The sequence below is a fragment of the Klebsiella sp. AqSCr genome (genome assembly GCF_008452795.1).
Lineage (GTDB): Bacteria > Pseudomonadota > Gammaproteobacteria > Enterobacterales > Enterobacteriaceae > Klebsiella > Klebsiella pneumoniae.
The window spans coordinates 102312-127236 of record NZ_MJDM01000004.1 but is presented as its reverse complement, the minus strand read 5'-3'; the positions used below and the strand labels follow the sequence as shown (position 1 = coordinate 127236).

The following is a 24925-nucleotide window of genomic DNA, read 5'->3' as shown; positions in this document are numbered from 1 at the left end:
TGCAGTATCACCTGGGATATACGGAAGTAATAGTGAATAGATATTATTAATTGTTCCGGGTTTACAGCGGCCCGGTGGACGACGACCCCCATGCGACTCTTACACCGTTTAAATCAGTACCAGCGATTGTGGCAACCCTCAGCCGGGGCGCCGCAGCAGGTCACCGTCGGCGAACTGGCGGAGCGCTGTTTTTGCAGCGAGCGCCACGTCCGTACTCTGCTGCGTCAGGCGCAGGAGGCCGGGTGGCTAAGCTGGCAGGCCAGCTCCGGGCGCGGCAAACGCGGACAGCTCTCATTTCACAAAACCCCGGAAAGTCTGCGCAACGAGATGATGGAGCAGGCGCTGAACAACGGTCAGCAGCAAATCGCGCTGGAGCTGGCGCAGCTTGCCCCGGTGGAGCTGAAAGCCCTGCTCCATCCCTTCCTCGGCGGTCAGTGGCAAAACAATACCCCCACGCTGCGTATTCCTTACTATCGCCCGCTGGAGCCGCTGCGTCCCGGCTTTCTCCCCGGCCGCGCCGAGCAGCATCTGGCCGGACAAATCTATGCCGGGCTGACGCGCTTCGACGAAGGCGACAATATGCCGATCGGCGATCTGGCGCACCACTGGCAGGTCTCCCCGGACGGCCTGCGCTGGCATTTTTATATCCGCTCCACGCTGTGCTGGCACAATGGCGATACGGTGGAAACCGCGCAGTTGCGACAGCGGTTACTGCTGCTGCTTGAGCTGCCCGCCTTGTGGACCCTCTTCGCCAGCATCAGCCGTATCGATGTCACCCATGCCCAGTGTTTAACAATAACCCTGCATCGCCCTGACTACTGGCTGCCGTTCCGCCTCGCCAGCTACTGCAGCGTGTTGGCGCATCCCGACGATCCGGCCATTGGCTGCGGACCGTTCCGCCTGAAGCGGTTTAGTCCGGAACTCGTCCGCCTGGAAAACCATCCCCGCTACCACCTGCAGCATCCGCTGATCCAGGCGGTGGAGTACTGGATCACTCCTCAGCTCTTTGACCGCGATCTCGGCACCAGCTGCCGCCATCCGGTGCAGATCACCATCGGCGATCGCGCAGAGCTGCATAATCTGCGTCAGGTCAGCAACCGTATCAGCCTTGGCTTCTGCTATTTGACCCTGCGCCACAGCCCTCGGCTTAGCAAAGCGCAGGCCCAGCGGCTGGTGTCGATAATCCATCACTCGTCGCTACTGGATACGCTGCCGCTGGAGGAGGATCTGATTACGCCAAGCCATGAGGTGCTGCCGGGATGGTCCATCCCGCAGGGACCGACAAACAACGCGGTACCGCTGCCGGCCAGGCTCACCCTGCTCTATCATCTGCCGGTCGAGCTACATGCGATGGCCGAACAGCTGAGGCAACGTCTGGCTCTGCTGGGCTGCGAGCTGACGCTCCTGTTCCACGACGCTAAAAACTGGGAAGGCTGCCAGCATCTGGGGCAGGCCGACCTGATGATGGGCGACCGTCTGATCGGCGAAGCGCCGGAGTACGCCCTGGAACAGTGGCTGCGCTGCGATATGCTGTGGCCTAATTTGCTGACCGGGGCGCAATATGCTCATCTGCAGGCGACATTAGACGCGGTGCAGTCTCAGCCCGACGCTCGCAGCCGCAACGATGCGCTGCGCAACGTATTTAACAGCCTGATGGAAGACGCCATCATGACGCCGCTGTTCAAGTATAACTATCGGATCAGCGCGCCACCGGGGGTCAATGGTCTGCGCCTCAACGCCCGGGGCTGGTTCGACTTCGCCAGCGCCTGGCTGCCGGCCTCGTCGACGTGAGAGAGCTGGTGATGGAGGGCGTCTGGCGCTACCATATCGCCTTTATTCATTTAGTCAGGAATTGCCATGAAACGCGCCGTAGTTGTCTTCAGCGGAGGACAAGATTCAACCACCTGTCTGGTGCAGGCTCTGCAACAGTATGATGAAGTGCATTGCGTCACTTTTGATTATGGCCAACGCCACCGCGCGGAAATCGACGTTGCGCGCGAACTCGCCCTGAAACTGGGCGCCGTCGCGCATAAAGTGCTGGACGTCACTCTGCTCAACGAACTGGCAGTCAGCAGCCTGACCCGCGATAACATTCCGGTACCGGACTATCAGCCTGATGCCGAGGGTATTCCCAACACCTTTGTCCCCGGGCGTAATATTCTGTTTTTAACCCTGACGGCAATCTACGCCTATCAGGTAAAAGCCGAAGCCATCATCACCGGCGTGTGCGAGACCGACTTCTCCGGCTACCCGGACTGCCGCGATGAGTTTGTCAAAGCGCTGCACCACGCCGTCAGCCTGGGGATGGCGAAAGACATTCGCTTTGAGACGCCGCTGATGTGGCTGAATAAAGCCGAGACCTGGGCGCTCGCCGACTACTGGGGTCAGCTGGATCTGGTGCGCCGGGAAACCCTCACCTGCTACAACGGCATTAAGGGCGATGGTTGCGGCCAGTGCGCCGCCTGTAACCTGCGCGCAAACGGACTCAACCAGTATCTGGCGGACAAGGTCGGGGTAATGGCGGTTATGCAGCAAAAAACCGGACTGGCGCAGGCATAATCTCCGGGGATCGATTTACCGGAGCTTTGACTCAAATTCCCCGGTGGCGCGATGCTTACCGGGGCTACGGGTTCATCACCTGCCGTGGGCCCGCCACTCGCACGACGGTTGTCAGCGCAGGTTCATCTGGTCAAGTTTCGCACGCAATTCCCCTTCCAGCGGCAGCGCCTTCTGGGTTTTCAAATCGATACAAACGAAGGTAATCAGCGCATCGGCCACTACTTCGCCATTGGGGTTGAGGGTGACCACCTGGCTTAGGGTGCCGCTTTTGCCGTTGAGTTGCTCCAGTTTGCTGCTCACCGTCAGCACATCGCCCAGTACCGCCGGACGACGATAGTTAATATTGATATTCACCACCACGAAGGCGATGTTTTTCTCCATCATCCACTGAAACGCGGGGCTGTTTTCCAGGCCGTCCCAGCGGGCTTCCTCAAGGAACTCCAGGTAGCGAGCGTTGTTCACATGCTGGTAGACGTCCAGATGATAGCCGCGAACTTTAATTTGTGTCTGCATAGCACTAATGCCTTTCTGTTATTGTTGTTTATGAGGTAAGAGGTCACACCACTTGATGCAACCTCTTTATCCTGGCAAAAAATCACCGCTGTGCAAGGTCTGGCATAAAATTTACAGCGTCAGATGGGCTAAATTGCGCTCCACCAACGCGCTCCCCATTCCCGGGACCTGCTTCAGATCATCGAGGGTTTTGAACGGCCCGTACTCTTCGCGGTAGCTGACAATAGCCTGGGCTTTTTTCAATCCTACGCCATTCAACGCCTGCGCCAGCTGTTCGGCGCTGGCGCGGTTAATGCTGACCTTTGTCGCCCCGATGTCAGACTCGCCGGGCACCGCTTCCGCCTTCGCCGAAGAGGACGCCTGCACATTTTCTTTATTCACCGCCGCTTTGCCGCTGGCGGGTGCCGCCAGCGCCCCCTGTACCCCTACCGCAAAAACCAGAACGCCCGCGGCCATCAGTGCTTTTATTCCATATTTCATGCTGATATCTCCTTGTGTGTAGACAGCAAGGTCACGATAGCGTCAGTGCGGATGGTCGACAAAAGGCAAATCACAGAAATGGAAAGGGCCGCGAAAGCGGCCCTTGAGGATTACATCGTGTTGCTCATTTTTGCGAGACGACGCGAAATTACTGCTGCTGGTCGATGCTGTCGCCGAGCTTAATTTTCGCCGCCTTGCGCAGGTTGCTCATCAGCGCTTCGAAAGCGATTTGGGCATTGTTCTGGGTGATCCCCTGAACCATGGCCTTCTTCTGCTCTTCCGGCATGCTGCCGGCTTTCACCTCATCCAGCGCTACCAGCACCACATCGCCTTGCATATTGCTGCCCACGCCGTAGACCGGTTTACCCTGCTGCGGCAGCGGCAGGGTAAATGCCAGCTGGCTCAGCGGATCCTGGCCGGTACGAGAAAGCGTCTGCGGCGCGCCAAAGCTCAGGCCAGCCGCCTTCATCGCTTCATCGCCTTTGCCGTCTTTCAGCTCCGCCAGCAGCTTGTCGGCCTCCAGTTTCGCCTGCTGTTCCGCTTTATTGTGCTTAACGATATCGCTAACCTGTGCCTTCACTTCGGCCAGCGGCTTCACCGCCTCGGCTTTGTGTTCGCTAATGCGCAGAACAAAAGCGCGATCGCCGTCAACGGTAATGATATCGGAGTTGCTGCCCGGCGCGCCGTTCTCACCCACCAGACCGCCGTTGAAAATAGCGTCAGCGACCGGTTTAAAGTTCAGCTCCTCCGGCAGGTTATCGCGGCCAAACCAGCCGGTTTCTACGACCTTCATCCCGGCGACCTGCGCTGCGCTCGCCAGCGATTCATTATCGTTGCTGGCCGCATCGCTCACCTTCTGCTGCAGCGCGTAGTAAGCATCCAACGCTTTTTCCTGCTTCACTTTCGCCGCAATGTCATTACGCACGTCAGCCAGCGGCTTCACCTGCGCCGGCTGGACGTCGTCCAGACGAGCTACCAAAAAGCCAACCGAGGATTTGATCACGCCAGACAGCTGGCCTTTCTCTTTCAGCCCGGCATCTTTCAACTCAGGCACGGTAGAGGCATCTTCCATCCACCCCATATCGCCACCGTTGCGGGCAGAGATAATATCGGTCGATTTTTCTTTCGCCAGCGTGGCGAAGTCCGCTCCATTTTGCAGCTCGGCCAGTACCGCTTTCGCATCGGCTTCAGTTTTGGTCTGAATCACGCTGTAGCGGTTGCGCTGCGGCTGAGTGAACTGATCCTTGTGCTGGTCGTACCATGACTGAATCTCTTCGTCAGAGGCGCTCTCCTGCATGCTGGCGGCATCCATTTTGATGTAGCTGACGCGGAACTGCTCCGGCGCCATAAAACGGGCCTGATTCTGCTGCCAGAAGGCGTTGATTTCCTCATCGCTGGCGGTCTGTTTTGCCGCCAGGGCATTTACGTTGATGGTCGCTTCGCGGACCACCCGCTGTTGAGATACCAGCGCCGCCAGCTGATCGGACTCGCCCGGCAGCATGAAGTCGGTACCCGCAATGGCGTTAATCAGCTGCTGCGTGGTCAGCTGGTTACGCAGCGCCTGGGCGTACTGATCGGTGGTCATCCCCATCTGGGCGACAATACCGCTGAAACGCTGGTTGTCGAACTTACCGTTCGTCTGGAACGCCTGGGTCTGGAAGATCGCCTGCTTCACCTGCTCATCGCTGATGCTGAGGCCCAGCTCGCGGGCATACTGATCCAGAAGCGACTCATCGATCAGGCGGTTCAGCACCTGCTGGCGCATGGTTTTCATGTAGTTTTCGTTCGCCGCCAGCTCGGAGAATTGATCGCCAAGCTGCTGCTGCATACGGTTACGTTCGCTGGCGACGGCGTTTTCAAACTGCCCACGGCCAATCTCCTGGCCATTCACTTTTGCGGCATAGTTTTTGCCACCGCCAATCAGGTAACCACTCACCCCGGTCAAAATGAACGAGACGATAATGATACCGAAAATAATCTTGAGCACGACGCTGTTGGCGGCCGTGCGTAGGTTGTCCATCATGGTGTAACAACGCTCCGCTGTAGATGACTTTAGCTCGCGCAGCATAGCACGTGATGGCCGCCGCGCGTGAGGACGTATTTTGACAAGAAAACAGGGTGATTGTCAGCCCACAAGTGGCGATAAACACACATAAAGTGGTCTGAAAAGGCAATAAAAAAGGCACATCTCACGATGCGCCCTTGTACTTCGTCACATTCCCTGACGGGAAAGCCGATCAGTTCACCGCGTCTTTCAGCGCTTTACCAGCACGGAAGCCCGGCACTTTTGCGGCAGCGATAGTAATTTCTTTACCTGTTTGCGGGTTGCGACCAGTACGGGCGGCACGTTCTTTAACAGCAAAGGTACCAAAACCTACCAGCGCAACGTCATCCCCAGCCTGCAGAGATTCAGTAACAGAAGCGATTAAAGCATCTAACGCACGTCCAGCTGCAGCTTTAGAAATGTCCGCACCCGCAGCAATTTTGTCAATCAGTTGAGATTTATTCACTGTTCTCTTCCTCTCTTTATAATTTATATCGCACCTGAGTCCTTCATAGTGCGACCGCGCAGCAGTTATATCAGGACTGTCATGCCCTTACAACAGCAGTTGTCGATGACCCCCCTGCCAGCGATCTAAGTTAGCTACACAAAAAAAGGCTGGCAAGTCCGAAATGACTTACCAGCCCTATTTTTATTAGCGCAATTTGCGCAGAATCACTATTTCGCGGTCACAACCTGCATGCCGAACGGTTCGTTCTGCAGCGCAAGTGTCAGAACTTCCTCGATTCGTTTCACCGGATGGATATCCAAATCGGCGATAACGTTATCCGGAATTTCTTCAAGGTCGCGTTTGTTCTCATCAGGAATCAGAACAGTCTTAATGCCGCCGCGATGCGCCGCCAGCAGTTTTTCCTTCAGACCGCCGATCGGCAGCACCTGACCACGCAGAGTGATTTCACCGGTCATCGCCACATCAGCGCGTACCGGGTTACCGGTCAGGCAGGAGACCAGCGCCGTGCACATGGCAATACCCGCGCTCGGACCATCCTTAGGCGTCGCCCCTTCCGGCACGTGCACGTGAATGTCACGCTTCTCGTAGAAGTCGGCGTTAATGCCCAGCTTGTCAGCCCGCGAACGTACCACCGTCAGCGCAGCCTGAATCGACTCCTGCATCACCTCGCCAAGCGAGCCGGTGTAGGTCAGCTTGCCTTTGCCCGGCACGCAGGCGGTTTCGATGGTCAGCAGATCGCCGCCCACTTCCGTCCACGCCAGACCGGTCACCTGACCGACGCGGTTCTCACTATCGGCGCGGCCATAGTCGAAGCGCTGTACGCCGAGATAATCATGCAGATTCTCACCGTTAATTTCGATGTGTTTCAGCGATTTATCCAGCAGCAGTTGCTTAACGGCCTTGCGGCACAGCTTGGAGATTTCACGCTCCAGGCTACGTACCCCCGCTTCCCGCGTGTAGTAACGAATAATGCCGATAATGGCGCTATCGTCGACGGTCAGCTCGCCTTTCTTCAGCGCGTTACGTTCGATCTGCTTCGGCAGCAGATGACGTTTGGCGATGTTCAGTTTTTCATCTTCGGTATAGCCGGAGAGACGAATCACTTCCATACGGTCCAACAGCGGCGCCGGAATGTTCATGGAGTTGGAAGTCGCCACGAACATCACGTCGCTGAGATCGTAATCCACTTCCAGGTAGTGGTCGTTAAAGGCCACGTTCTGTTCCGGATCCAGCACCTCAAGCAACGCGGAAGCCGGGTCGCCGCGCATGTCGGAAGACATTTTGTCGATCTCGTCCAACAGGAACAGCGGGTTTTTGACCCCCACTTTCGCCATTTTCTGGATCAGTTTGCCCGGCATCGAGCCAATGTAGGTCCGACGATGACCGCGGATTTCCGCTTCATCGCGCACGCCGCCAAGCGCCATACGAACGTATTTCCGTCCGGTCGCTTTGGCGATGGATTGACCCAGCGAGGTTTTACCTACCCCCGGCGGTCCCACCAGACAAAGGATTGGCCCCTTGATTTTGTTCACCCGGCTCTGCACCGCGAGATATTCAAGGATGCGATCCTTCACGCGCTCCAGGCCATAGTGATCGGTATCGAGGATCTCCTGGGCCTGACGCAGGTCTTTTTTGACCTTACTGCGCGCATTCCACGGCACCTGCACCATCCAGTCGATGTAGCCACGCACGACGGTCGCTTCCGCAGACATCGGCGACATCATCTTCAGCTTCTGCAGTTCCGCTTCGGTTTTTTCTTTCGCCTCTTTCGGCATTTTCGCCGCGTCGATCTTACGCTTCAGCGCTTCGTTTTCGTCCGGGGCGTCGTCCATCTCGCCGAGTTCTTTCTGAATCGCTTTCATTTGCTCGTTCAGATAGTACTCGCGCTGGGATTTCTCCATCTGCTTTTTGACGCGGTTGCGAATGCGCTTCTCAACCTGCAGCAGATCGATTTCCGATTCCATCATCGCCATCAGATATTCCAGACGTTCGTTAACGTCGGACATCTCAAGCACAGACTGCTTGTCAGCCAGCTTCAGCGGCATGTGCGCCGCGATGGTATCCGCCAGGCGCGCCGGATCGTCGATGCTGTTCAGCGACGTCAGCACTTCCGGTGGGATCTTCTTGTTCAGCTTGATATAGCCTTCAAACTGGCTGATAGCGGTGCGAACCAGCACTTCCTGCTCGCGTTCGTCAATCGCCGGCGAGTCGAGATACTCCGCTTTCGCCGAGAAATGCTCGCCATTATCAGACAGCGCAGAAATGCGAGCACGCTGCAGCCCTTCGACCAGCACCTTCACGGTGCCGTCCGGCAGCTTCAGCATCTGCAAAATAGACGCCACGGTTCCAACGGTGAAAAGATCGTTTACACCCGGCTCATCCGTCGACGCTTCTTTCTGCGCAACCAGCATGATTTTTTTATCATGGTCCATGGCCGCTTCGAGGCAACGGATAGATTTTTCCCGCCCTACGAACAGGGGTATGACCATGTGCGGATAAACCACCACATCGCGCAATGGCAATACGGGGATTTCAATGCGTTCAGAACGCTCAGGATTCATAGAGCTCTCTCTTAGTTTAAAGTCCGCCAGGTAGCCGACGACGCTACACTCCACTGCATCGTCGTTAATATGTAATCCAGTATATGGGGATGTATTCCACACATTCAACGGCGGGAATGCAGGAAAAATAAAAGGGGAGATAAAATCCCCCCTTTTTGTTAACTGCTTGAGTGAAATGGTTAATTATTCACCAGATGCCTGCTGAGCTTCCGGTTTGCCGTAGATCAGCAGCGGTTTGCTCTGACCGGCGATAACCGACTCATCAATGACCACTTTTTCGACATCTTCCATCGAAGGCAGGTCATACATGGTATCCAGCAGCGCCGCTTCCACAATTGAGCGCAGGCCACGGGCGCCGGTTTTACGCGCCATCGCTTTCTTGGCGATAGCGTCCAGCGCTTCGTCGCGGAATTCGAGCTCTGCGCCTTCAAGGCTAAACAGCGCCTGATACTGCTTGGTCAGGGCGTTTTTCGGCTCTTTCAGGATCTGGATCAGGGCTTCTTCGCTCAGCTCGTTCAGGGTCGCCACTACCGGCAGACGGCCGATGAACTCCGGGATCAGACCAAACTTGATCAGATCTTCCGGCTCGACCTGAGCCAGCAGTTCCCCTTCGCTCGCTTTGTCGGACTTCGCTTTTACCGTCGCGCCAAAACCAATGCCGGAGCCGGTTTCCACACGGTGGGAAATCACTTTGTCCAGGCCAGCGAACGCGCCGCCGCAGATAAACAGGATCTTGGAGGTATCAACCTGCAGGAACTCCTGCTGCGGATGTTTACGCCCGCCCTGCGGCGGAACGGCGGCAACGGTCCCTTCGATAAGCTTCAGCAGCGCCTGCTGCACGCCTTCGCCTGAGACGTCGCGCGTAATCGACGGGTTATCGGATTTACGCGAAATTTTGTCGATTTCGTCGATATAAACGATGCCGCGCTGCGCTTTCTGCACGTCGTAATCGCACTTCTGCAGCAGTTTCTGAATGATATTTTCGACGTCCTCACCCACATAACCGGCTTCGGTCAGGGTAGTGGCGTCCGCCATGGTAAACGGCACATCCAGCAGGCGCGCCAGCGTTTCCGCCAGCAGCGTTTTACCGGAACCGGTCGGCCCGATCAGCAGGATGTTGCTTTTACCCAGCTCTACGCCATTGCTGGTATCGCCATTGCGCAGACGCTTGTAGTGGTTGTATACCGCGACCGCCAACACCTTCTTCGCCTGTTCCTGACCGATGACGTAGTCATCAAGGTGGTGGCGAATCTCGTGCGGCGTCGGCAGCGCGCTGCGCTCGCGGTGCGGCGCCACTTCTTTAATCTCTTCGCGAATGATGTCGTTACATAAATCAACGCATTCGTCGCAGATATACACGGATGGCCCGGCGATCAGCTTACGCACTTCATGCTGGCTTTTGCCGCAAAAAGAGCAATACAACAATTTGCCCGATCCATCTTTGCGTTTATCTGTCATGAGTCCAAACCTCTTTTTAAGTTCTTTGTGCCGCACACGACGACGCAAATGCCATTCTCAGGCGCAAGCCGCCATATAGCGTTGTGCCGCCCTTCATTAGTATATACACAAAATCCTTCGCGCTACATCGAGCCGGTAGCGAAGCCACCGGCCGCAAGCCTGCCAGACAAGCGGCCGAATAAAAGCCAACCGCTCGCACAGACGTGGCGAGAAGGATGAAGCGTAAAGCGGCACCCTTGCGCCTTGGGCATCAATTACGATGGGTCAAAATAGAGTCGACCAGCCCGTACTCCACGGCTTCCGCAGCAGACAGGAAGCGGTCACGCTCGGTGTCACGCTCAATCTGCTCAAGAGACTGGCCGGTATGATGCGCCATCAGCTCATTCATGCGTCCTTTCACCTTCAGGATTTCACGGGCGTGGATCTCAATATCCGTCGCCTGTCCCTGATAGCCGCCCAGCGGCTGGTGGATCATCACGCGGGAGTTCGGCAGGCAGAAGCGCTTGCCTTTCGCCCCGGCGGTCAGCAGGAACGCGCCCATAGAAGCGGCCTGCCCCATACAGATGGTGCTGACATCCGGCTTGATGAACTGCATGGTGTCATAAATCGACATCCCGGCGGTGATTACCCCGCCCGGAGAGTTAATGTACAGGTAAATGTCTTTTTCCGGGTTTTCCGCTTCCAGAAACAGCATCTGCGCCACGATCAGGTTTGCCATGTGGTCTTCGACCTGGCCGGTCAGAAAAATGACGCGTTCCTTAAGCAGACGGGAGTAGATATCAAAAGAACGTTCACCGCGTGAGGTCTGTTCAATGACCATCGGCACCAGGGCCATATGGGGTGCAAAGTTGTCTCGTTCGCCACTGTATGACATTTCCGTCTCCTGGAGTAATTTTAAAATACCTGCTGCACTGATTGTAACCTTACGGACGGATTATCAGCCACAGTTTCTATCCGCTGAATGCGTCACCGCCTCTTCAATACGCGTGCGATTGCGGATGCAGTTGCCTCCCCCGGTAATGGGGATGGTGTTGCCATATTTCAAGCATAACAAGCTTTTGCTGTAACGCTATCATGGTTAATGCGTTTTCGCACCGTGCCTGTGGCTATCATTATCTTAAAAAAAAACCCGCCGCCTTTCGGCAACGGGTTTTTGCTCGAACCTTAAACGATAGGGGCGAAATTACGCCTGCTGGTTCATCAGTTCGTTGAAGGAAGTGGCTTTTTCAGACACTTTGGCTTTCGCCAGCACGGCTTCAACAGCCTGCTCTTCCAGCGCCACGTTGCGCATGTTGTCCATCAGCTCTTTGTTCTTGCTGTAGAACTCAACGACTTCAGACGGATCTTCGTACGCAGAAGCCATCTCTTCGATCAGGGCTTTTACGCGCTCTTCGTCAGCTTTCAGCTCGTTGGTGCGGATCACTTCGCCCAGCAGCAGACCAACAACGACGCGACGTTTAGCCTGCTCTTCGAACAGCTCGCGCGGCAGTTCCAGAGCCTGTTTCTCGTTGCCGCCGAAACGCTGAGCAGCCTGACGACGCAGCACGTCGATTTCGCTGTCGATCAGGGCAGCCGGAACGTCGATCTCGTTGGCTTTAACCAGACCTTCGATAGCCTGAGACTTCACGCGGTTACGCACAGCGCCTTTCAGCTCGCGTTCCATATTTTTACGCACTTCAGCGCGCAGGCCAGCGACGGAACCATCTTCCACGCCGAAACGTTTGATGAACTCTTCGGTCAGCTCAGGCAGTTCACGCTCTTCGACTTTCTTCAGGTTGATAACGAACTTAGCCGCTTTACCTTTCAGGTTTTCTGCGTGGTACTCTTCCGGGAAGGTCACGTCGATGGTGAACTCTTCACCCGCTTTGTGGCCTTTGATACCGTCTTCGAAGCCCGGGATCATGCGACCCTGGCCCATCGCCAGTACGAAGTCAGAGGCTTTGCCGCCTTCGAACTCTTCGCCGTCAACAGAACCGGTGAAGTCGATGGTTACGCGATCTTCAGCGTCAACCGCGCCTTCTTTTTCTTTCCAGGTCGCCTGCTGCTTGCGCAGAGTTTCCAGCATGGTATCAACGTCAGCGTCGGTGACTTCAACAACCGGTTTTTCAACTTCGATCGCGTCCAGACCCTGCAGTTCAACTTCCGGATACACTTCGAACTCTACCGCGTAGGTGAAGTCTTCGCCCAGTTTGTATTCGCCCGGAACGTAGTTCGGCGCGCCGGCCGGATTGATTTTTTCTTTGATGATCGCGTCAACGAAATGACGGCTCATCAGGTCGCCCAGCACGTCCTGGCGAACGGAAGCGCCATAGCGCTGAGCAACAATATTCATCGGCACTTTGCCTTTACGGAAGCCGTCAATGCGAACTTTTTTCGCTACGTTGACCAGCTCGCTTTTGACAGCATTCTCGATGCTGTCAGCGGCGATAGTAATCGTTACACGGCGCCCAAGGCCCTGAGTGGTTTCAACTGAAACTTGCATCTTGTTACCTCAAAAAAATCACAGTGCTCGGTCAACTCTGGAAGCGCGTGTAGGTGGCTTCGCAGAACCGGGATGCCCTCTTCAAATCAGAAACACATTCCCTGTCGTCAGAATCATCCCGAAGACATTCATATATAAGACGCGGCATTATAGCGGCATCACTTTTGTGAGTCGAGAACGGTTGTCGCCTGATGCTGCGGCATTTTTCACATTTCCCGCTCAAATTTGCCCGCAAAAGCGCTGACTTTGCGCATTTTCCAGGCAAAACAAAACGGCCCGTAGGCCGTTTTTGCTAAATCTGCAAGCAACATACTGGAAAAGCGCCAGCGGTTGCAAATGGGATTTCTAAGCGATACTCCCTGCGCCGCGGCACGGCGGCGAAGCAAATACCGTATCCTGTAATGCTTCCCATTCTTTAATCGTGTAGGTGTGCAGCGCCAGGGCATGCACCGTATTCGACAGCTCCTCGGTTAGCGTGCCGTAGATCATACGGTGGCGATTGAGGAAACGCTCGCCAGTGAAGCGATCGCTCACTAACACCACTTTAAAATGACTTTCAGAGCCCGCAGGGACGTTGTGACGATAACTTTCATCCACGACTTCGAGATACATCGGGTCGAACGCTGCTCTAAGTTTTGCTTCGATCTGTTCACGTATCATCATGAATTTTCTCCTCCGACAACGCTGAGATGCCGCCACTCCATTTAAATGTTAGCCGCTTTTACCGCTTCCATTAGGAGAAAACAACAAAAAATTAGCATTGTTCTGATATTTTCATTCAAAAGTATCACGTTTACTGGCTCTGGTCGCCAGATCCGTCGGGGAACGAGCCATTAACCGTGGCGGGACGCTCAGAAAACCGCCAGCACGATGGATTTACACGCGTTGCCACTTCCCCTTGCCGTTGGCAATGCTATGATGGCGGTAATTTTCCTTATAACAACACCATGCGTTGAGACCTGAACATGCTTAAGAAGATTCTTTTCCCGTTGGTCGCCATGTTTATGCTGGCAGGATGCGCCACGCCGCCGACCACCATTGAAGTATCGCCGAAAATCACGCTGCCGCAGCAGGATCCAAGCCTGATGGGCGTGACCGTCAGCATCAACGGCGCCGATCAGCGTCCGGACCAGGCGCTGGCGAAAGTGACGCGTGACAATCAGCTGGTCACTCTCACCGCCTCCCGCGATCTGCGCTTCCTGCTGCAGGAAGTGCTGGAGAAACAGATGACGTCTCGCGGCTACATGATTGGCCCGAACGGCGCGGTCGATCTGCAGATCATCGTCAACAAACTCTATGCTGACGTCTCTCAGGGTAACGTGCGCTATAACATCGCCACCAAAGCCGATATCGCCATCATCGCCACCGCGGCAAACGGCACGAAAATGACCAAAAACTACCGCGCCAGCTACTCCGTTGAAGGCGCCTTCCAGGCCTCGAACAAAAACATCGCTGATGCCGTCAACAGCGTCCTGACCGATACCATCGCCGATATGGCGCAGGACACCAGCATCCACGATTTCATCAAGCAAAACGCGCGTTAATGCTATCGCGAACCCGGCCTCCGCCGGGTTCGTGCTTTATGCTATGTCCAGTCATTACTTACGCATTTTTCAGCAGCCGAAATCAGCCATTTTGCTGATCCTTGGTTTCGCCTCCGGTCTGCCGCTGGCTCTCACCTCCGGTACCCTGCAGGCCTGGATGACGGTGGAAAATATCGATCTGAAAACGATCGGTTTTTTCTCGCTCGTCGGCCAGGCCTATGTCTTTAAATTCCTCTGGTCCCCGCTGATGGACCGCTATACGCCGCCGTTTCTTGGGCGTCGTCGCGGTTGGCTGTTGACCACCCAGGTATTACTCCTGCTGGCGATCGCGGCGATGGGCTTTCTTGAGCCGGTCACCCAATTACGCTGGATGGCGGCGCTGGCGGTGGTGATCGCCTTCTGCTCGGCGTCGCAGGATATTGTGTTCGACGCCTGGAAAACCGACGTGTTGCCAGCAGAAGAGCGTGGCGCCGGCGCCGCGATCAGCGTGCTGGGCTATCGCCTGGGGATGCTGGTCTCCGGTGGACTGGCCCTGTGGCTTGCCGACCGCTATCTCGGCTGGCAGGGGATGTACTGGCTGATGGCGGCGCTGCTGGTACCCTGCATTATCGCCACGCTGCTGGCGCCCGAACCGAGCGACGTTATCCCGGTCCCCAGATCGCTCGAGCAGGCGGTAGCCGAACCGCTGCGCGATTTTTTCGGCCGCAACAACGCCTGGCTGATTCTGCTGCTCATCGTCCTTTATAAGCTTGGCGATGCGTTTGCCATGAGCCTGACCACCACCTTCCTGATCCGCGGCGTGGGATTTGACGCTGGCGAAGTGGGAATGGTGAACAAAACCTTAGGCCTGTTCGCCACCATTCTCGGCGCCCTGTACGGCGGCGTCCTGATGCAGCGGCTGACGCTGTTTCGGGCACTGCTCATTTTCGGTTTGCTGCAGGGGGTCTCTAACGCCGGCTACTGGCTGCTGTCGATTACCGATAAGCACCTCTATTCCATGGCGACCGCGGTATTCTTTGAAAACCTGTGCGGGGGAATGGGGACGGCGGCATTTGTCGCGCTGCTGATGACGCTATGTAATAAGTCGTTCTCCGCCACCCAGTTCGCGCTGCTCTCGGCGCTCTCTGCGGTCGGTCGCGTATACGTTGGGCCGATTGCCGGCTGGTTTGTCGAGGCTCACGGCTGGTCGACCTTCTATCTCTTCTCTGTCGTTGCGGCGGTGCCGGGGATTGCCCTATTGCTGCTGTGCCGGCAAACGCTTGAGCATACCCAACGCACCGCAAGCTTTATGCCGCGTAGCGAGTTCCCGCAGGCCTATGCGCTGGCGCTGGGGATCCTGACTCTGGGCTGCCTGCTGCTCGCGGTGTGGCTGGCGCTGCTGATCCTCAACGCGCTGGATTATACGTCGTTCTCCTTCCTGTCCGGCCTGCTGGAGGTTGCCGCGCTCACCGCCGTCGGCGGGATTTTGTTCGGCGGCCTGCTTGACTATCTGGCGCTGCGTAAAACCCGCCTGATTTAAGGATCCAGCATCATTATTAGCCGTTGTAATTACGAAACGTAATTATAACGGCTTATTAACGCTTTTATATTGTCCGCCGCGCTATTTGTTGTTTTGTGCGTTTTTGATTTCTGGAAATTATTGACAGTTTTCGTTCGATTCTTTAAATAATTTAACCGATTCAGCTCCGGGGATTTTATTTTCCGTTTTCACAATGTCTTTTATTTGATAATTAAATGTTAAACAATTGTTCTAATTTGTGGGTGGTTATGCCCATTAGCCGCTAAGCACTCCTTTTCTTATCCCTTTCGTTATCAATCCCGCGAAAATCAGGCTTTGCAAGCGATTAAGTAACACTACGTTACATATGTGACAAACCAAGCAGAAGCCGCTAACACAGAACTGACAGAGATCCAATCATGTTTACAGTAATGCAACCTTACCGTAAAATGCCCATACACTTTAAACGCCACCAGATCCCGTGGAATTGAGGTCGTTCAATGAGACTCAGGAAATACAATAAAAGTTTGGGATGGATGTCATTAATCGCAGGTACTGTATTACTCAGTGGTTGTGATTCTGCACTCCTTGACCCAAAAGGACAGATTGGACTGGAGCAACGCTCTTTGATTCTGACGGCCTTCGGCCTGATGATGATTGTCGTTATTCCCGCCGTCTTGATGGCAGTAGGATTTGCCTGGAAGTATCGCGCGAGCAATAAAGATGCGAAGTATAGCCCGAACTGGTCACACTCCAACAAAGTGGAAGCTGTGGTCTGGACGGTACCTATTCTGATCATCCTGTTCCTGGCCGTTCTGACCTGGAAAACCACTCACGCACTGGAGCCAAGCAAACCGCTTGTCCATGACGAGAAGCCAATCACCATCGAAGTCGTATCGATGGACTGGAAATGGTTCTTTATCTATCCGGAACAGGGTATTGCTACCGTTAACGAAATCGCCTTCCCGGCGAACGTACCGGTACACTTCAAAGTGACCTCTAACTCGGTGATGAACTCGTTCTTTATTCCGCGCTTAGGTAGCCAGATTTATGCAATGGCCGGTATGCAGACTCAGCTGCACCTCATTGCTGACGAAGCTGGTACTTATGACGGTATCTCCGCTAGCTACAGTGGCCCGGGCTTCTCAGGTATGAAGTTCAAAGCGATTGCCACCCCGGATCGGGCGACTTTCGATCAGTGGGTTGCAAAAGCCAAACAGTCTCCGAACTCCATGGACTCCATGGCCGCGTTCGAGAAAGTGGCTGTGCCTAGCGAATACAACAAAGTGGAATATTTCTCTAACGTGAAACCGGATCTGTTCAAAGATGTTGTGAACAAATTCATGTCTCACGAGAGCATGAACATGTCTAAACCTGAAGGCGAGCACGCTGCTCACGACGGGATGGAAGGCATGGACATGAGCCACGCGGAAACCGCTCACTAAGGGGCCGAGGAAGAAAACGATGTTCGGAAAACTTACACTGGATGCAGTGCCCTACCACGAACCTATTATCGTGGTAACGGTGGCTGCGATTATCATTGGGGGACTGGCGCTTCTGGCAGCCATCACTTACTTCGGTAAGTGGTCCTACCTATGGAACGAGTGGCTGACTTCTGTCGACCACAAACGTCTCGGTATCATGTACGTTATCGTGGCAATCGTCATGCTGCTGCGTGGCTTTGCTGACGCCATCATGATGCGTAGCCAGCAGGTGCTGGCTTCGGCCGGGGAAGCCGGCTTCCTGCCGCCTCATCACTACGATCAGATCTTTACCGCCCACGGCGTTATCATGATCTTCTTCGTGGCGATGCCGTTTGTTATCGGTCTGATGAACCTGGTGGTTCCGCTTCAGCTCGGCGCGCGCGACGTAGCCTTCCCGTTTCTCAACAACCTGAGCTTCTGGTTCACCGTTGTGGGCGTGATTCTGGTTAACCTGTCTCTGGGCGTTGGTGAGTTCGCGCAGACCGGTTGGCTGGCCTATCCGCCGCTGTCGGGAATTGAGTACAGTCCTGGCGTAGGGGTTGATTACTGGATTTGGGCGCTGCAGCTCTCCGGTATCGGTACTACCCTGACCGGTATTAACTTCTTCGTGACCATTATCAAGATGCGCGCCCCGGGCATGACCATGTTCAAGATGCCAGTATTCTCCTGGGCATCTCTGTGCGCTAACATCCTGATTATCGCCTCGTTCCCAATTCTGACCGTCACCATCGCGCTGCTGACCCTGGATCGTTACCTGGGCACCCATTTCTTTACCAACGATATGGGTGGCAACATGATGATGTACATCAACCTGATTTGGGCCTGGGGTCACCCGGAAGTGTACATCCTGGTTCTGCCGGTGTTCGGGGTCTTCTCCGAAATCGCCGCGACCTTCTCGCGTAAGCGTCTGTTCGGTTACACCTCTCTGGTATGGGCAACCGTCTGTATTACCGTTCTGTCGTTCATCGTTTGGCTGCACCACTTCTTCACCATGGGTGCTGGCGCGAACGTAAACGCCTTCTTCGGTATTACTACCATGATTATCGCGATCCCGACCGGGGTTAAGATCTTCAACTGGCTGTTCACCATGTATCAGGGTCGCATCGTCTTCAACTCGGCGATGATGTGGACTATCGGCTTTATCGTGACCTTCTCCGTAGGTGGGATGACCGGCGTGCTGCTGGCGGTACCGGGCGCGGACTTCGTTCTCCACAACAGTCTGTTCCTGATTGCGCACTTCCATAACGTTATCATCGGCGGCGTAGTGTTCGGTTGCTTCGCAGGTCTGACCTACTGGTGGCCGAAAGCCTTTGGCTTCACCCTGAACGAAACCTGGGGCAAACGCGCTTTCTGGTTCTGGATCATCGGCTTCTTCGTGGCGTTTATGCCGCTGTACGTGCTGGGCTTCATGGGTATGACCCGTCGTCTGAGCCAGCAGATCGATCCGCAGTTCCACCCGATGCTGGTTATTGCAGCTTGCGGTGCGGCGCTGATCGCCTGCGGTATTCTGTGCCAGCTGATTCAGTTCTACGTGTCTATTCGCGACCGCGATCAGAACCGTGACCTGACCGGTGACCCGTGGGGTGGCCGTACGCTGGAGTGGGCAACCTCTTCTCCACCGCCGTTCTACAACTTCGCTATCGTTCCTCAGGTTCACGAACGTGATGCCTTCTGGGAAATGAAAGAGAAAGGTGAAGCGTACAAACAGCCTGCTCACTATGAAGAAATTCATATGCCGAAAAACAGCGGCGCCGGCATCGTGATTGCCGCCTTCGCTACGGTATTTGGTTTCGCCATGATCTGGCATATCTGGTGGATGGCGATCGCCAGCTTCATCGGCATCGTAGCGACCTGGATTATTAAGAGCTTTGACGAGGACGTGGATTACTACGTACCGGTTGCAGAAGTCGAAAAACTGGAAAAACAGCATTTCGATGAGATTAACAAAGCAGGGCTGAAAAATGGCAACTGATACTCTTGCGCATACTGCCCACGCGCATGAACACGGGCACCATGATACAGGACCGATGAAGGTATTCGGTTTCTGGATCTACCTGATGAGCGACTGCATTATCTTCGCTACGCTGTTTGCTACCTATGCCGTTCTGGTGAACGGCACGGCCGGCGGACCGACGGGCAAAGATATTTTTGAACTGCCGTTCGTTCTGGTTGAAACCGCACTGCTGCTGTTCAGCTCCATCACCTACGGCATGGCGGCTATCGCCATGTACAAAAACAACAAAAGCCAGGTGGTTTCCTGGCTGGCGTTGACCTGGTTGTTTGGCGCCGGATTTATCGGGATGGAAATTTATGAATTCCATCACCTGATCATGGAAGGCTTTGGTCCGGATCGTAGTGGCTTCCTGTCCGCGTTCTTCGCGCTGGTCGGCACCCACGGTCTGCACGTGACCTCCGGTCTTATCTGGATGGCGGTGCTGATGTTCCAGGTTTCACGTCGTGGCCTGACCAGCACTAACCGCACGCGTATCCTGTGCCTGAGCCTGTTCTGGCACTTCCTGGACGTCGTGTGGATCTGCGTGTTCTCGGTTGTCTATCTGATGGGGGCGATGTAATGAGTCATTCTACCGATCATAGCGGCGCTTCTCACGGCAGCGTGAAGAGCTACATGACAGGATTTATCCTGTCCATCATCCTGACGGTCATTCCGTTCGCCATGGTGATGAGTGGCTCCGCCTCGCATGCGGTTATCCTTGGCACCATTCTGGTGACCGCTGTGGTGCAGATCGTGGTACACCTCGTGTACTTCCTGCATATGAACAGCAAGTCCGATGAAGGTTGGAACCTGACCGCATTTATCTTCACCGTAATCATCATTGCGATCGTGGTTGTCGGCTCCATCTGGATTATGTGGAACCTGAACTACAACATGATGATGCACTAAGAGCGGCGAGTATGTTTAAGCAATACCTGCAAGTAACGAAACCAGGCATTATTTTTGGCAACCTGATCTCCGTGATCGGCGGTTTCCTGCTGGCCTCCAAAGGCCACATCGACTATCCGCTGTTCGTCTGGACGCTCCTTGGAGTATCCCTGGTGGTCGCCTCGGGTTGTGTATTCAACAACTACATCGACCGGGACATCGATCGTAAGATGGAACGGACGAAAAACCGGGTGCTGGTCAAAGGGCTGATCTCGCCAGAAGCTTCGCTGGTGTACGCCACCTTGCTGGGTATTGCTGGCTTCATGCTGCTGTGGTTCGGCGCTAACCCGCTGGCCTGCTGGCTGGGGGTGATGGGGTTCGTGGTTTATGTCGGCGTCTACAGCCTGTACATGAAACGCCACTCCGTCTACGGCACGCTGATTGGCTCACTCTCCGGCGCTGCGCCGCCGGTGATTGGCTACTGCGCGGTCACCGGTGATTTCGACAGCGGTGCGGCGATCCTGCTGGCTATCTTTAGCCTGTGGCAGATGCCTCACTCCTACGCCATCGCGATTTTCCGCTTTAAGGATTATCAGGCGGCGAATATTCCGGTGCTGCCGGTGGTGAAAGGCATTTCGGTCGCCAAAAACCATATTACGCTGTACATCGTCGCCTTTGCCGTGGCAACCCTGATGCTCTCGCTGGGCGGCTACGCCGGGTATAAATACCTGGTCGTGGCGGCAGCGGTCAGCGTCTGGTGGCTGGGCATGGCGCTGCGTGGCTATAAAGTGGCCGATGATAAAGTCTGGGCGCGTAAGCTGTTCGTCTTTTCTATCGTCGCCATCACCGCGCTGTCCGTGATGATGTCCGTTGACTTTATGGTGCCGGATTCACATAGTCTGCTGGCTTACGTGAGATAATTACGCACTCCAGTACGCTCTAAGGCCCCGTTTTTACGGGGCTTTTATTTTCTGTTCCCTCACCGGATTCTTTCGCATTTCATACTTCCCTCCCCTCCCCCGTCGCTTTCCCACTATCTTTCATATCAAAAAATGAGGAAAAATTGAGCCAGTACGCATCGGGCATCACTCGCGCCGCACGGTCCTGCGATGCTACCTTTCGCCGGGGCTCTTGCCCCTTTGGGAAATAATCACTACAAGGAATTGCAATGAAAGAGTTAACACTGAACGAAATGGAGTATATCTCCGGTGGCTTTAATCTGTTCGGCGCAGCCAGCGGCTTCGCCAGCTTTGTCGCCAACTCTGGCGTCGGCTTCACCTCTTTTGTTCTGACCTCCGGCACCGCATTTGCCTCCTTCGTCGGCGACAGCGCGATGGCGTTTGGTTCCTTCCTGACCGGACAGTCAAACTGGGAAACCTTTGTGACCGCCGGAAAGGAAAACTGGGGAAGCTTTGTTAACACCGCCGGCAACAGCTGGAATACTTTCGTGAATAACGCGGCCAGCGACTGGAACACCTTTCTGACCAAAGCGTCGGCCTAAGCGACGTCTATCTTAGGGCAGCGCCACTGGCTGCCCTGTTTAACCCACCAGCATCGCCTGCGCGCTGTAGAGCAGATCGAGGTGATCGCGGCATAACGCTTCCAGCGAAGTGCGCGATTGATGACTGGTCAGACTCAGCGCCCCCCACCAGGTCCCTTCCCTGTCGGTTAACGGCACCGCCAGCACCAGCATGCCAATCTCAAACTCCTGCTCAATGGTGGCGTATCCCTGGCGCCGTACCTGGGCGATTTTCTCCATCAGCGACGCGATATCGGTCACCGTATAGGGGGTACGTTGTTCCCGGGTTATGCGCTGCAGGACGGTCTCACACTCTGCTTCCGGCAGCGAAGCCAGCCACAGTCGCCCCCCGGCGGTACAGAAAATGGGCACCCGCTCCCCAAGCCGCACCGACGTAGAGTTGAACGGCGTATGCCGACTGCGGGCGATATAGACCAGTTCATCTTCATCCACCACCCCCACCGAGGCGTGCTCTTCGGTCCGGCTGGCGATGTATTCGACAATCGGCCGTACCATGCGAGGAAACTGCGCCGAATCGACATAGGCCTGGCCAAGCCGCAGCGTCTTCGGGGTAAGCCAGTAATAGCGCCCGTCGGTTTGCAGATAGCGCTCATGCAGGAGCGTCAGCAGAAAACGTCGCGCGGCGCTTTGCGTCAGACCGCTCATTTTCGCCGTCTGGGCGACGGTGAGCTTTGGGCAGGTTTTGGAAAAAAGCTGAATTAGCGCCAGCCCTTTTTGTAAACCGACGATCAGATCGCGTGGATGAATGGTGTTTTGCATATTCGCTCACATTTTTGCAACATCATTATCGATTTCCTGCGATTATCGCAGCGTTCGTGCGATTAACAACCGACATGTCCGAATTCTGCGTTGTCGCTCCCAGCTTCCACTGAAATACTTTCACAACATTCATTTAACAAATGAGGTTTGAAATGGTCAGTGGAACTACCCAGGTTGTCGCCGTGATTGGTCATCCGATCGCCCAGGTGAAATCACCGGATAACTTCAACCGCTACTTTGCCGAACAGCACATGGACAGCGTCATGATCCCGGTGGATATCGTCCCGGACGCGGTGGCCGCCTACCTCAACGCCCTGCGCGGCTGGCAGAACATGACCGGCGTGCTGGTGACGGTACCGCATAAACAACGCGCCGCCGCGCTGGTCGACGACCTCACGCCGCGCGCCCGCCGACTCAACGCCGTCAATGTGATCCGCAAGCTGGCGGATGGCCGCCTGCAGGGCGATATGCTGGACGGCGTCGGCTTTCAGCTCGCCGCCGAGGCGCAGGGTTTTCAGCCGGCAGGTAAGCAGGCGCTGCTCTCCGGTTGCGGCGGCGTCGGCAGCGCCATCGCCTGGGGACTGTGCGAGGCGGGGATCCGTCGGCTGGCCCTGCACGATCAAACCCCGGCCACCCGGCAGCGCCTGCATGACCTTCTGGCCGAGGCCTTTCCGGCGGTGCAACTGAGCGCGCTGCCAGACACCCTTTACGGCCTCGATCTACTGGTTAATGGCTCACCGGCCGGCATGACCGGATTTGATGAGCTGCCTCTACCGCAGGCGCTGCTGGATACGCTCGACAGCACCACTCATGTGGCCGACGTTGTCACCGCCCCGGTGATGACGCCGTTGCTCACTTTCGCCGCCGCACGTGGTTGCAAAGTACAGACCGGGCCGGAAATGGCGCTGGCGCAGATGAGGCTGATGGGCCAGTTTATCGGCGCCATCCCGCAGGCGCAGGGAGCGGCGGCATGAAGAGCTGGGATGTGATCGTCATCGGCAGCGGCGCGGCCGGTTTTGCCGCCGCGGTCACCGCCTGCTGTAAAGGGCTGTCGGTGCTGATGCTGGAGAAAGCCGGCCATTTCGGCGGCACCTCGGCCATCTCCGGCGGCGCCGTGTGGCTGCACGATACCGACCAGGCGCGCGCCGAGGGCAAAAGCGGTAGCGCCGAGGCGATGAAAACCTACCTGCGAACCATTATCGGCGAGGGCCAGTACCGCGAAGATCTTGCCGAAGCGTTTGTCAGCGCCGGGCGGGAGGCGCTGGCCTTTCTCGAGCGTGAGGGGGCAGTAAAGTACAGCCTGCGTCCGCTCTCGCCCGATTACTATCCGGATGAACCCGGCGCAGTCGACGTCGGTCGTGCGCTGGAGGTGGTGGAGTATGACGGCCGTGAACTGGGGGACGCGTTTCGCGACCTGCGTTCACCGCCGCCGGGGATGCTGCTGTTTGGCGGGATGATGGTCAACCGCGTCGATATTCAACATTTTCTCGACATGCGCCGCTCGCTGCGCTCCCTGGCCCATTGCACCCGGCTGCTGCTGCGCTATGCCCGCGACCGGGTGAAGTACCCTCGCGGTACCCGCCTGGCGATGGGCAATGCGCTGATTGCCCGCATGGCGACTACGGCGCTGCGTAAAGGCATGAACCTGCGGCTGAATGTCAATGTTCTGACGCTGTGCGAAGCGCAAGGCGCGGTCCGCGGGGTGGAGATTGAGTATCAGGGGCAAAGAGAGACGCTGCACGCCCGACGCGGGGTGGTGCTGGCCGCAGGCGGCTTCGCCGCGGGCGCGCTGGCGGCGCGCTATCGGCCACATACCCGCGAACACTTCACCATGTCGCCGCCGGCCAACGATGGCGCCGCGCTGCATCTCGCGGCGGCGCTTAACGCTCGCGAGGGAGCCGATCGGGCCTCCAACTTTTTCTGGGCGCCGGTATCGGTGCTGACCCGGGCCGACGGCAGCGAGGAGCGCTTCCCCCATCTGGTAACCGATCGCGCAAAACCGGGCGTGATTGCCGTCAATCAGCGGGCGGTACGCTTCGTCAACGAGTCCAGCTCCTATCACCATTTCGCCAGCGCAATGCAGGATGCAGCGGAAAATGCCCCCTGTTTTTTACTCTGCGACGCCCAGGTGATGAAGCGTTATGGCCTCGGACTGGCGCGCCCGGCGCCGGTCAATAATGACGCCCTGGTCGCTGCTGGCTATCTGCACAAAGCCGATACCCTGGCCGCGCTGGCGCAACAGCTTGGTCTGGATACCCAAACCCTGAGCGAGACGGTAGCCCGCTACAACCGCGACGCCGCGCAGGGCGTGGATCGGGAATTTGCTAAAGGCGGCAACAGCTATAATCGGGCGATGGGCGATCCGGGCCATCAGCCTGACGCCTGTAATGCCCCCCTGCTCAGCGCGCCGTTCTATGCCATCAAACTTTATACCGGCGATCTGGGGACCTCACGGGGCCTGGTCACCACCGCCGATGCCCAGGTCGTCAATACCGAAGGACACCCCATCCCGGGGCTGTACGCGGTGGGAAACGACATGGATTCGCTGATGGCCGGCACCTATCCGGGCCCCGGCATCACCCTCGGCCCGGGGCTGACGTTTGGCTATCTCGCCGCCTGCCATCTGGCACAACACTCCACCCACTAATCAGGA

At 56.2% G+C, this 24925-nt stretch carries 22 protein-coding genes; 12 read left to right on the top strand and 10 right to left on the bottom strand.

What is annotated here, in order from left to right:
* The first annotated feature begins 90 nt into the window (after positions 1-90).
* Together BHE81_RS03190 and queC are read left to right on the top strand one after the other, a co-directional pair.
* Positions 91-1791, top strand: a complete 1701-nt coding sequence (locus BHE81_RS03190) for an SgrR family transcriptional regulator (RefSeq protein ID WP_023302233.1) — start codon at positions 91-93, stop codon at positions 1789-1791.
* Positions 1792-1857: 66 nt separating this feature from the next.
* Positions 1858-2559 carry a 7-cyano-7-deazaguanine synthase QueC gene (gene queC / locus BHE81_RS03185; RefSeq protein WP_002891863.1) on the top strand — a complete coding sequence of 234 codons (702 nt, stop codon included), beginning with the start codon at positions 1858-1860 and terminating at the stop codon, positions 2557-2559.
* Between the two features lie 111 nt (positions 2560-2670).
* Here the strand turns inward: queC and BHE81_RS03180 are convergent, their stop codons facing one another.
* The 9 genes from BHE81_RS03180 to bolA all read right to left on the bottom strand — a co-directional run bounded on the left by BHE81_RS03180 (position 2671) and on the right by bolA (position 13229).
* A complete protein-coding gene (locus BHE81_RS03180; RefSeq protein ID WP_002891860.1) occupies positions 2671-3072 on the bottom strand; it encodes a YbgC/FadM family acyl-CoA thioesterase in 402 nt (133 codons plus the stop codon).
* Between the two features lie 111 nt (positions 3073-3183).
* Entirely contained in the window at positions 3184-3552 is a 369-nt protein-coding gene (locus BHE81_RS03175) for a helix-hairpin-helix domain-containing protein (protein ID WP_002891859.1), read from the bottom strand.
* A gap of 148 nt (positions 3553-3700) precedes the next feature.
* Positions 3701-5575, bottom strand: coding sequence for a peptidylprolyl isomerase (ppiD, locus tag BHE81_RS03170; protein WP_023302234.1), 1875 nt, complete (start codon positions 5573-5575; stop codon positions 3701-3703).
* A 214-nt stretch (positions 5576-5789) separates the two neighbouring features.
* The gene (gene hupB / locus BHE81_RS03165; RefSeq protein WP_002444653.1) at positions 5790-6062 is read right to left on the bottom strand and encodes a nucleoid-associated protein HU-beta; all 273 of its coding nucleotides are present in this window, start codon (positions 6060-6062) and stop codon (positions 5790-5792) included.
* 209 nt (positions 6063-6271) lie between these two features.
* On the bottom strand, positions 6272-8626 hold the full coding sequence (gene lon / locus BHE81_RS03160) for an endopeptidase La (protein WP_004151336.1): 2355 nt from the start codon (positions 8624-8626) through the stop codon (positions 6272-6274).
* A 183-nt stretch (positions 8627-8809) separates the two neighbouring features.
* The gene (gene clpX / locus BHE81_RS03155) at positions 8810-10084 is read right to left on the bottom strand and encodes an ATP-dependent protease ATP-binding subunit ClpX (protein ID WP_002891807.1); all 1275 of its coding nucleotides are present in this window, start codon (positions 10082-10084) and stop codon (positions 8810-8812) included.
* Positions 10085-10334: 250 nt separating this feature from the next.
* Positions 10335-10958, bottom strand: a complete 624-nt coding sequence (gene clpP / locus BHE81_RS03150; RefSeq protein ID WP_002891804.1) for an ATP-dependent Clp endopeptidase proteolytic subunit ClpP — start codon at positions 10956-10958, stop codon at positions 10335-10337.
* Between the two features lie 309 nt (positions 10959-11267).
* The gene (gene tig / locus BHE81_RS03145) at positions 11268-12566 is read right to left on the bottom strand and encodes a trigger factor (protein WP_004147333.1); all 1299 of its coding nucleotides are present in this window, start codon (positions 12564-12566) and stop codon (positions 11268-11270) included.
* A 345-nt stretch (positions 12567-12911) separates the two neighbouring features.
* Positions 12912-13229, bottom strand: a complete 318-nt coding sequence (bolA, locus tag BHE81_RS03130) for a transcriptional regulator BolA (protein WP_002891649.1) — start codon at positions 13227-13229, stop codon at positions 12912-12914.
* A gap of 302 nt (positions 13230-13531) precedes the next feature.
* On the opposite strand from bolA, the gene BHE81_RS03125 reads away from it, so the two are divergent.
* The 8 genes from BHE81_RS03125 to BHE81_RS03090 all read left to right on the top strand — a co-directional run bounded on the left by BHE81_RS03125 (position 13532) and on the right by BHE81_RS03090 (position 21474).
* On the top strand, positions 13532-14110 hold the full coding sequence (locus BHE81_RS03125; RefSeq protein ID WP_002891647.1) for a lipoprotein: 579 nt from the start codon (positions 13532-13534) through the stop codon (positions 14108-14110).
* A 43-nt stretch (positions 14111-14153) separates the two neighbouring features.
* Complete coding sequence (gene ampG, locus BHE81_RS03120) at positions 14154-15629, top strand: muropeptide MFS transporter AmpG (protein ID WP_004178749.1); 1476 nt, start codon at positions 14154-14156, stop codon at positions 15627-15629.
* Positions 15630-16108: 479 nt separating this feature from the next.
* Positions 16109-17053 carry a cytochrome o ubiquinol oxidase subunit II gene (gene cyoA / locus BHE81_RS03115; protein WP_002891641.1) on the top strand — a complete coding sequence of 315 codons (945 nt, stop codon included), beginning with the start codon at positions 16109-16111 and terminating at the stop codon, positions 17051-17053.
* 19 nt (positions 17054-17072) lie between these two features.
* Positions 17073-19064 (top strand): cytochrome o ubiquinol oxidase subunit I, encoded by a 1992-nt coding sequence (cyoB, locus tag BHE81_RS03110; protein WP_002891638.1) that lies wholly within the window; start codon positions 17073-17075, stop codon positions 19062-19064.
* Positions 19054-19665 (top strand): cytochrome o ubiquinol oxidase subunit III, encoded by a 612-nt coding sequence (locus tag BHE81_RS03105; protein WP_002891635.1) that lies wholly within the window; start codon positions 19054-19056, stop codon positions 19663-19665. The genes cyoB and BHE81_RS03105 overlap by 11 nt, the downstream gene beginning before the upstream one ends.
* Entirely contained in the window at positions 19665-19994 is a 330-nt protein-coding gene (locus BHE81_RS03100) for a cytochrome o ubiquinol oxidase subunit IV (protein ID WP_002891634.1), read from the top strand. The genes BHE81_RS03105 and BHE81_RS03100 overlap by 1 nt, the downstream gene beginning before the upstream one ends.
* A gap of 11 nt (positions 19995-20005) precedes the next feature.
* Positions 20006-20893 carry a heme o synthase gene (cyoE, locus tag BHE81_RS03095; RefSeq protein WP_002891629.1) on the top strand — a complete coding sequence of 296 codons (888 nt, stop codon included), beginning with the start codon at positions 20006-20008 and terminating at the stop codon, positions 20891-20893.
* Positions 20894-21141: 248 nt separating this feature from the next.
* Positions 21142-21474 (top strand): hypothetical protein, encoded by a 333-nt coding sequence (locus tag BHE81_RS03090; protein ID WP_004178748.1) that lies wholly within the window; start codon positions 21142-21144, stop codon positions 21472-21474.
* A 39-nt stretch (positions 21475-21513) separates the two neighbouring features.
* On the opposite strand, the gene BHE81_RS03085 is transcribed toward BHE81_RS03090, so the two are convergent.
* A complete protein-coding gene (locus tag BHE81_RS03085; RefSeq protein ID WP_002891624.1) occupies positions 21514-22272 on the bottom strand; it encodes an IclR family transcriptional regulator domain-containing protein in 759 nt (252 codons plus the stop codon).
* 152 nt (positions 22273-22424) lie between these two features.
* Here BHE81_RS03085 and BHE81_RS03080 point away from each other — a divergent pair, with 152 nt between their 5' ends.
* Positions 22425-23246 (top strand): shikimate dehydrogenase family protein, encoded by an 822-nt coding sequence (locus tag BHE81_RS03080; RefSeq protein ID WP_019705321.1) that lies wholly within the window; start codon positions 22425-22427, stop codon positions 23244-23246.
* On the top strand, positions 23243-24919 hold the full coding sequence (locus BHE81_RS03075) for an FAD-dependent oxidoreductase (protein WP_023302235.1): 1677 nt from the start codon (positions 23243-23245) through the stop codon (positions 24917-24919). Before BHE81_RS03080 ends, BHE81_RS03075 begins: the two co-directional genes overlap by 4 nt.
* The last annotated feature ends 6 nt before the right edge of the window (positions 24920-24925 follow it).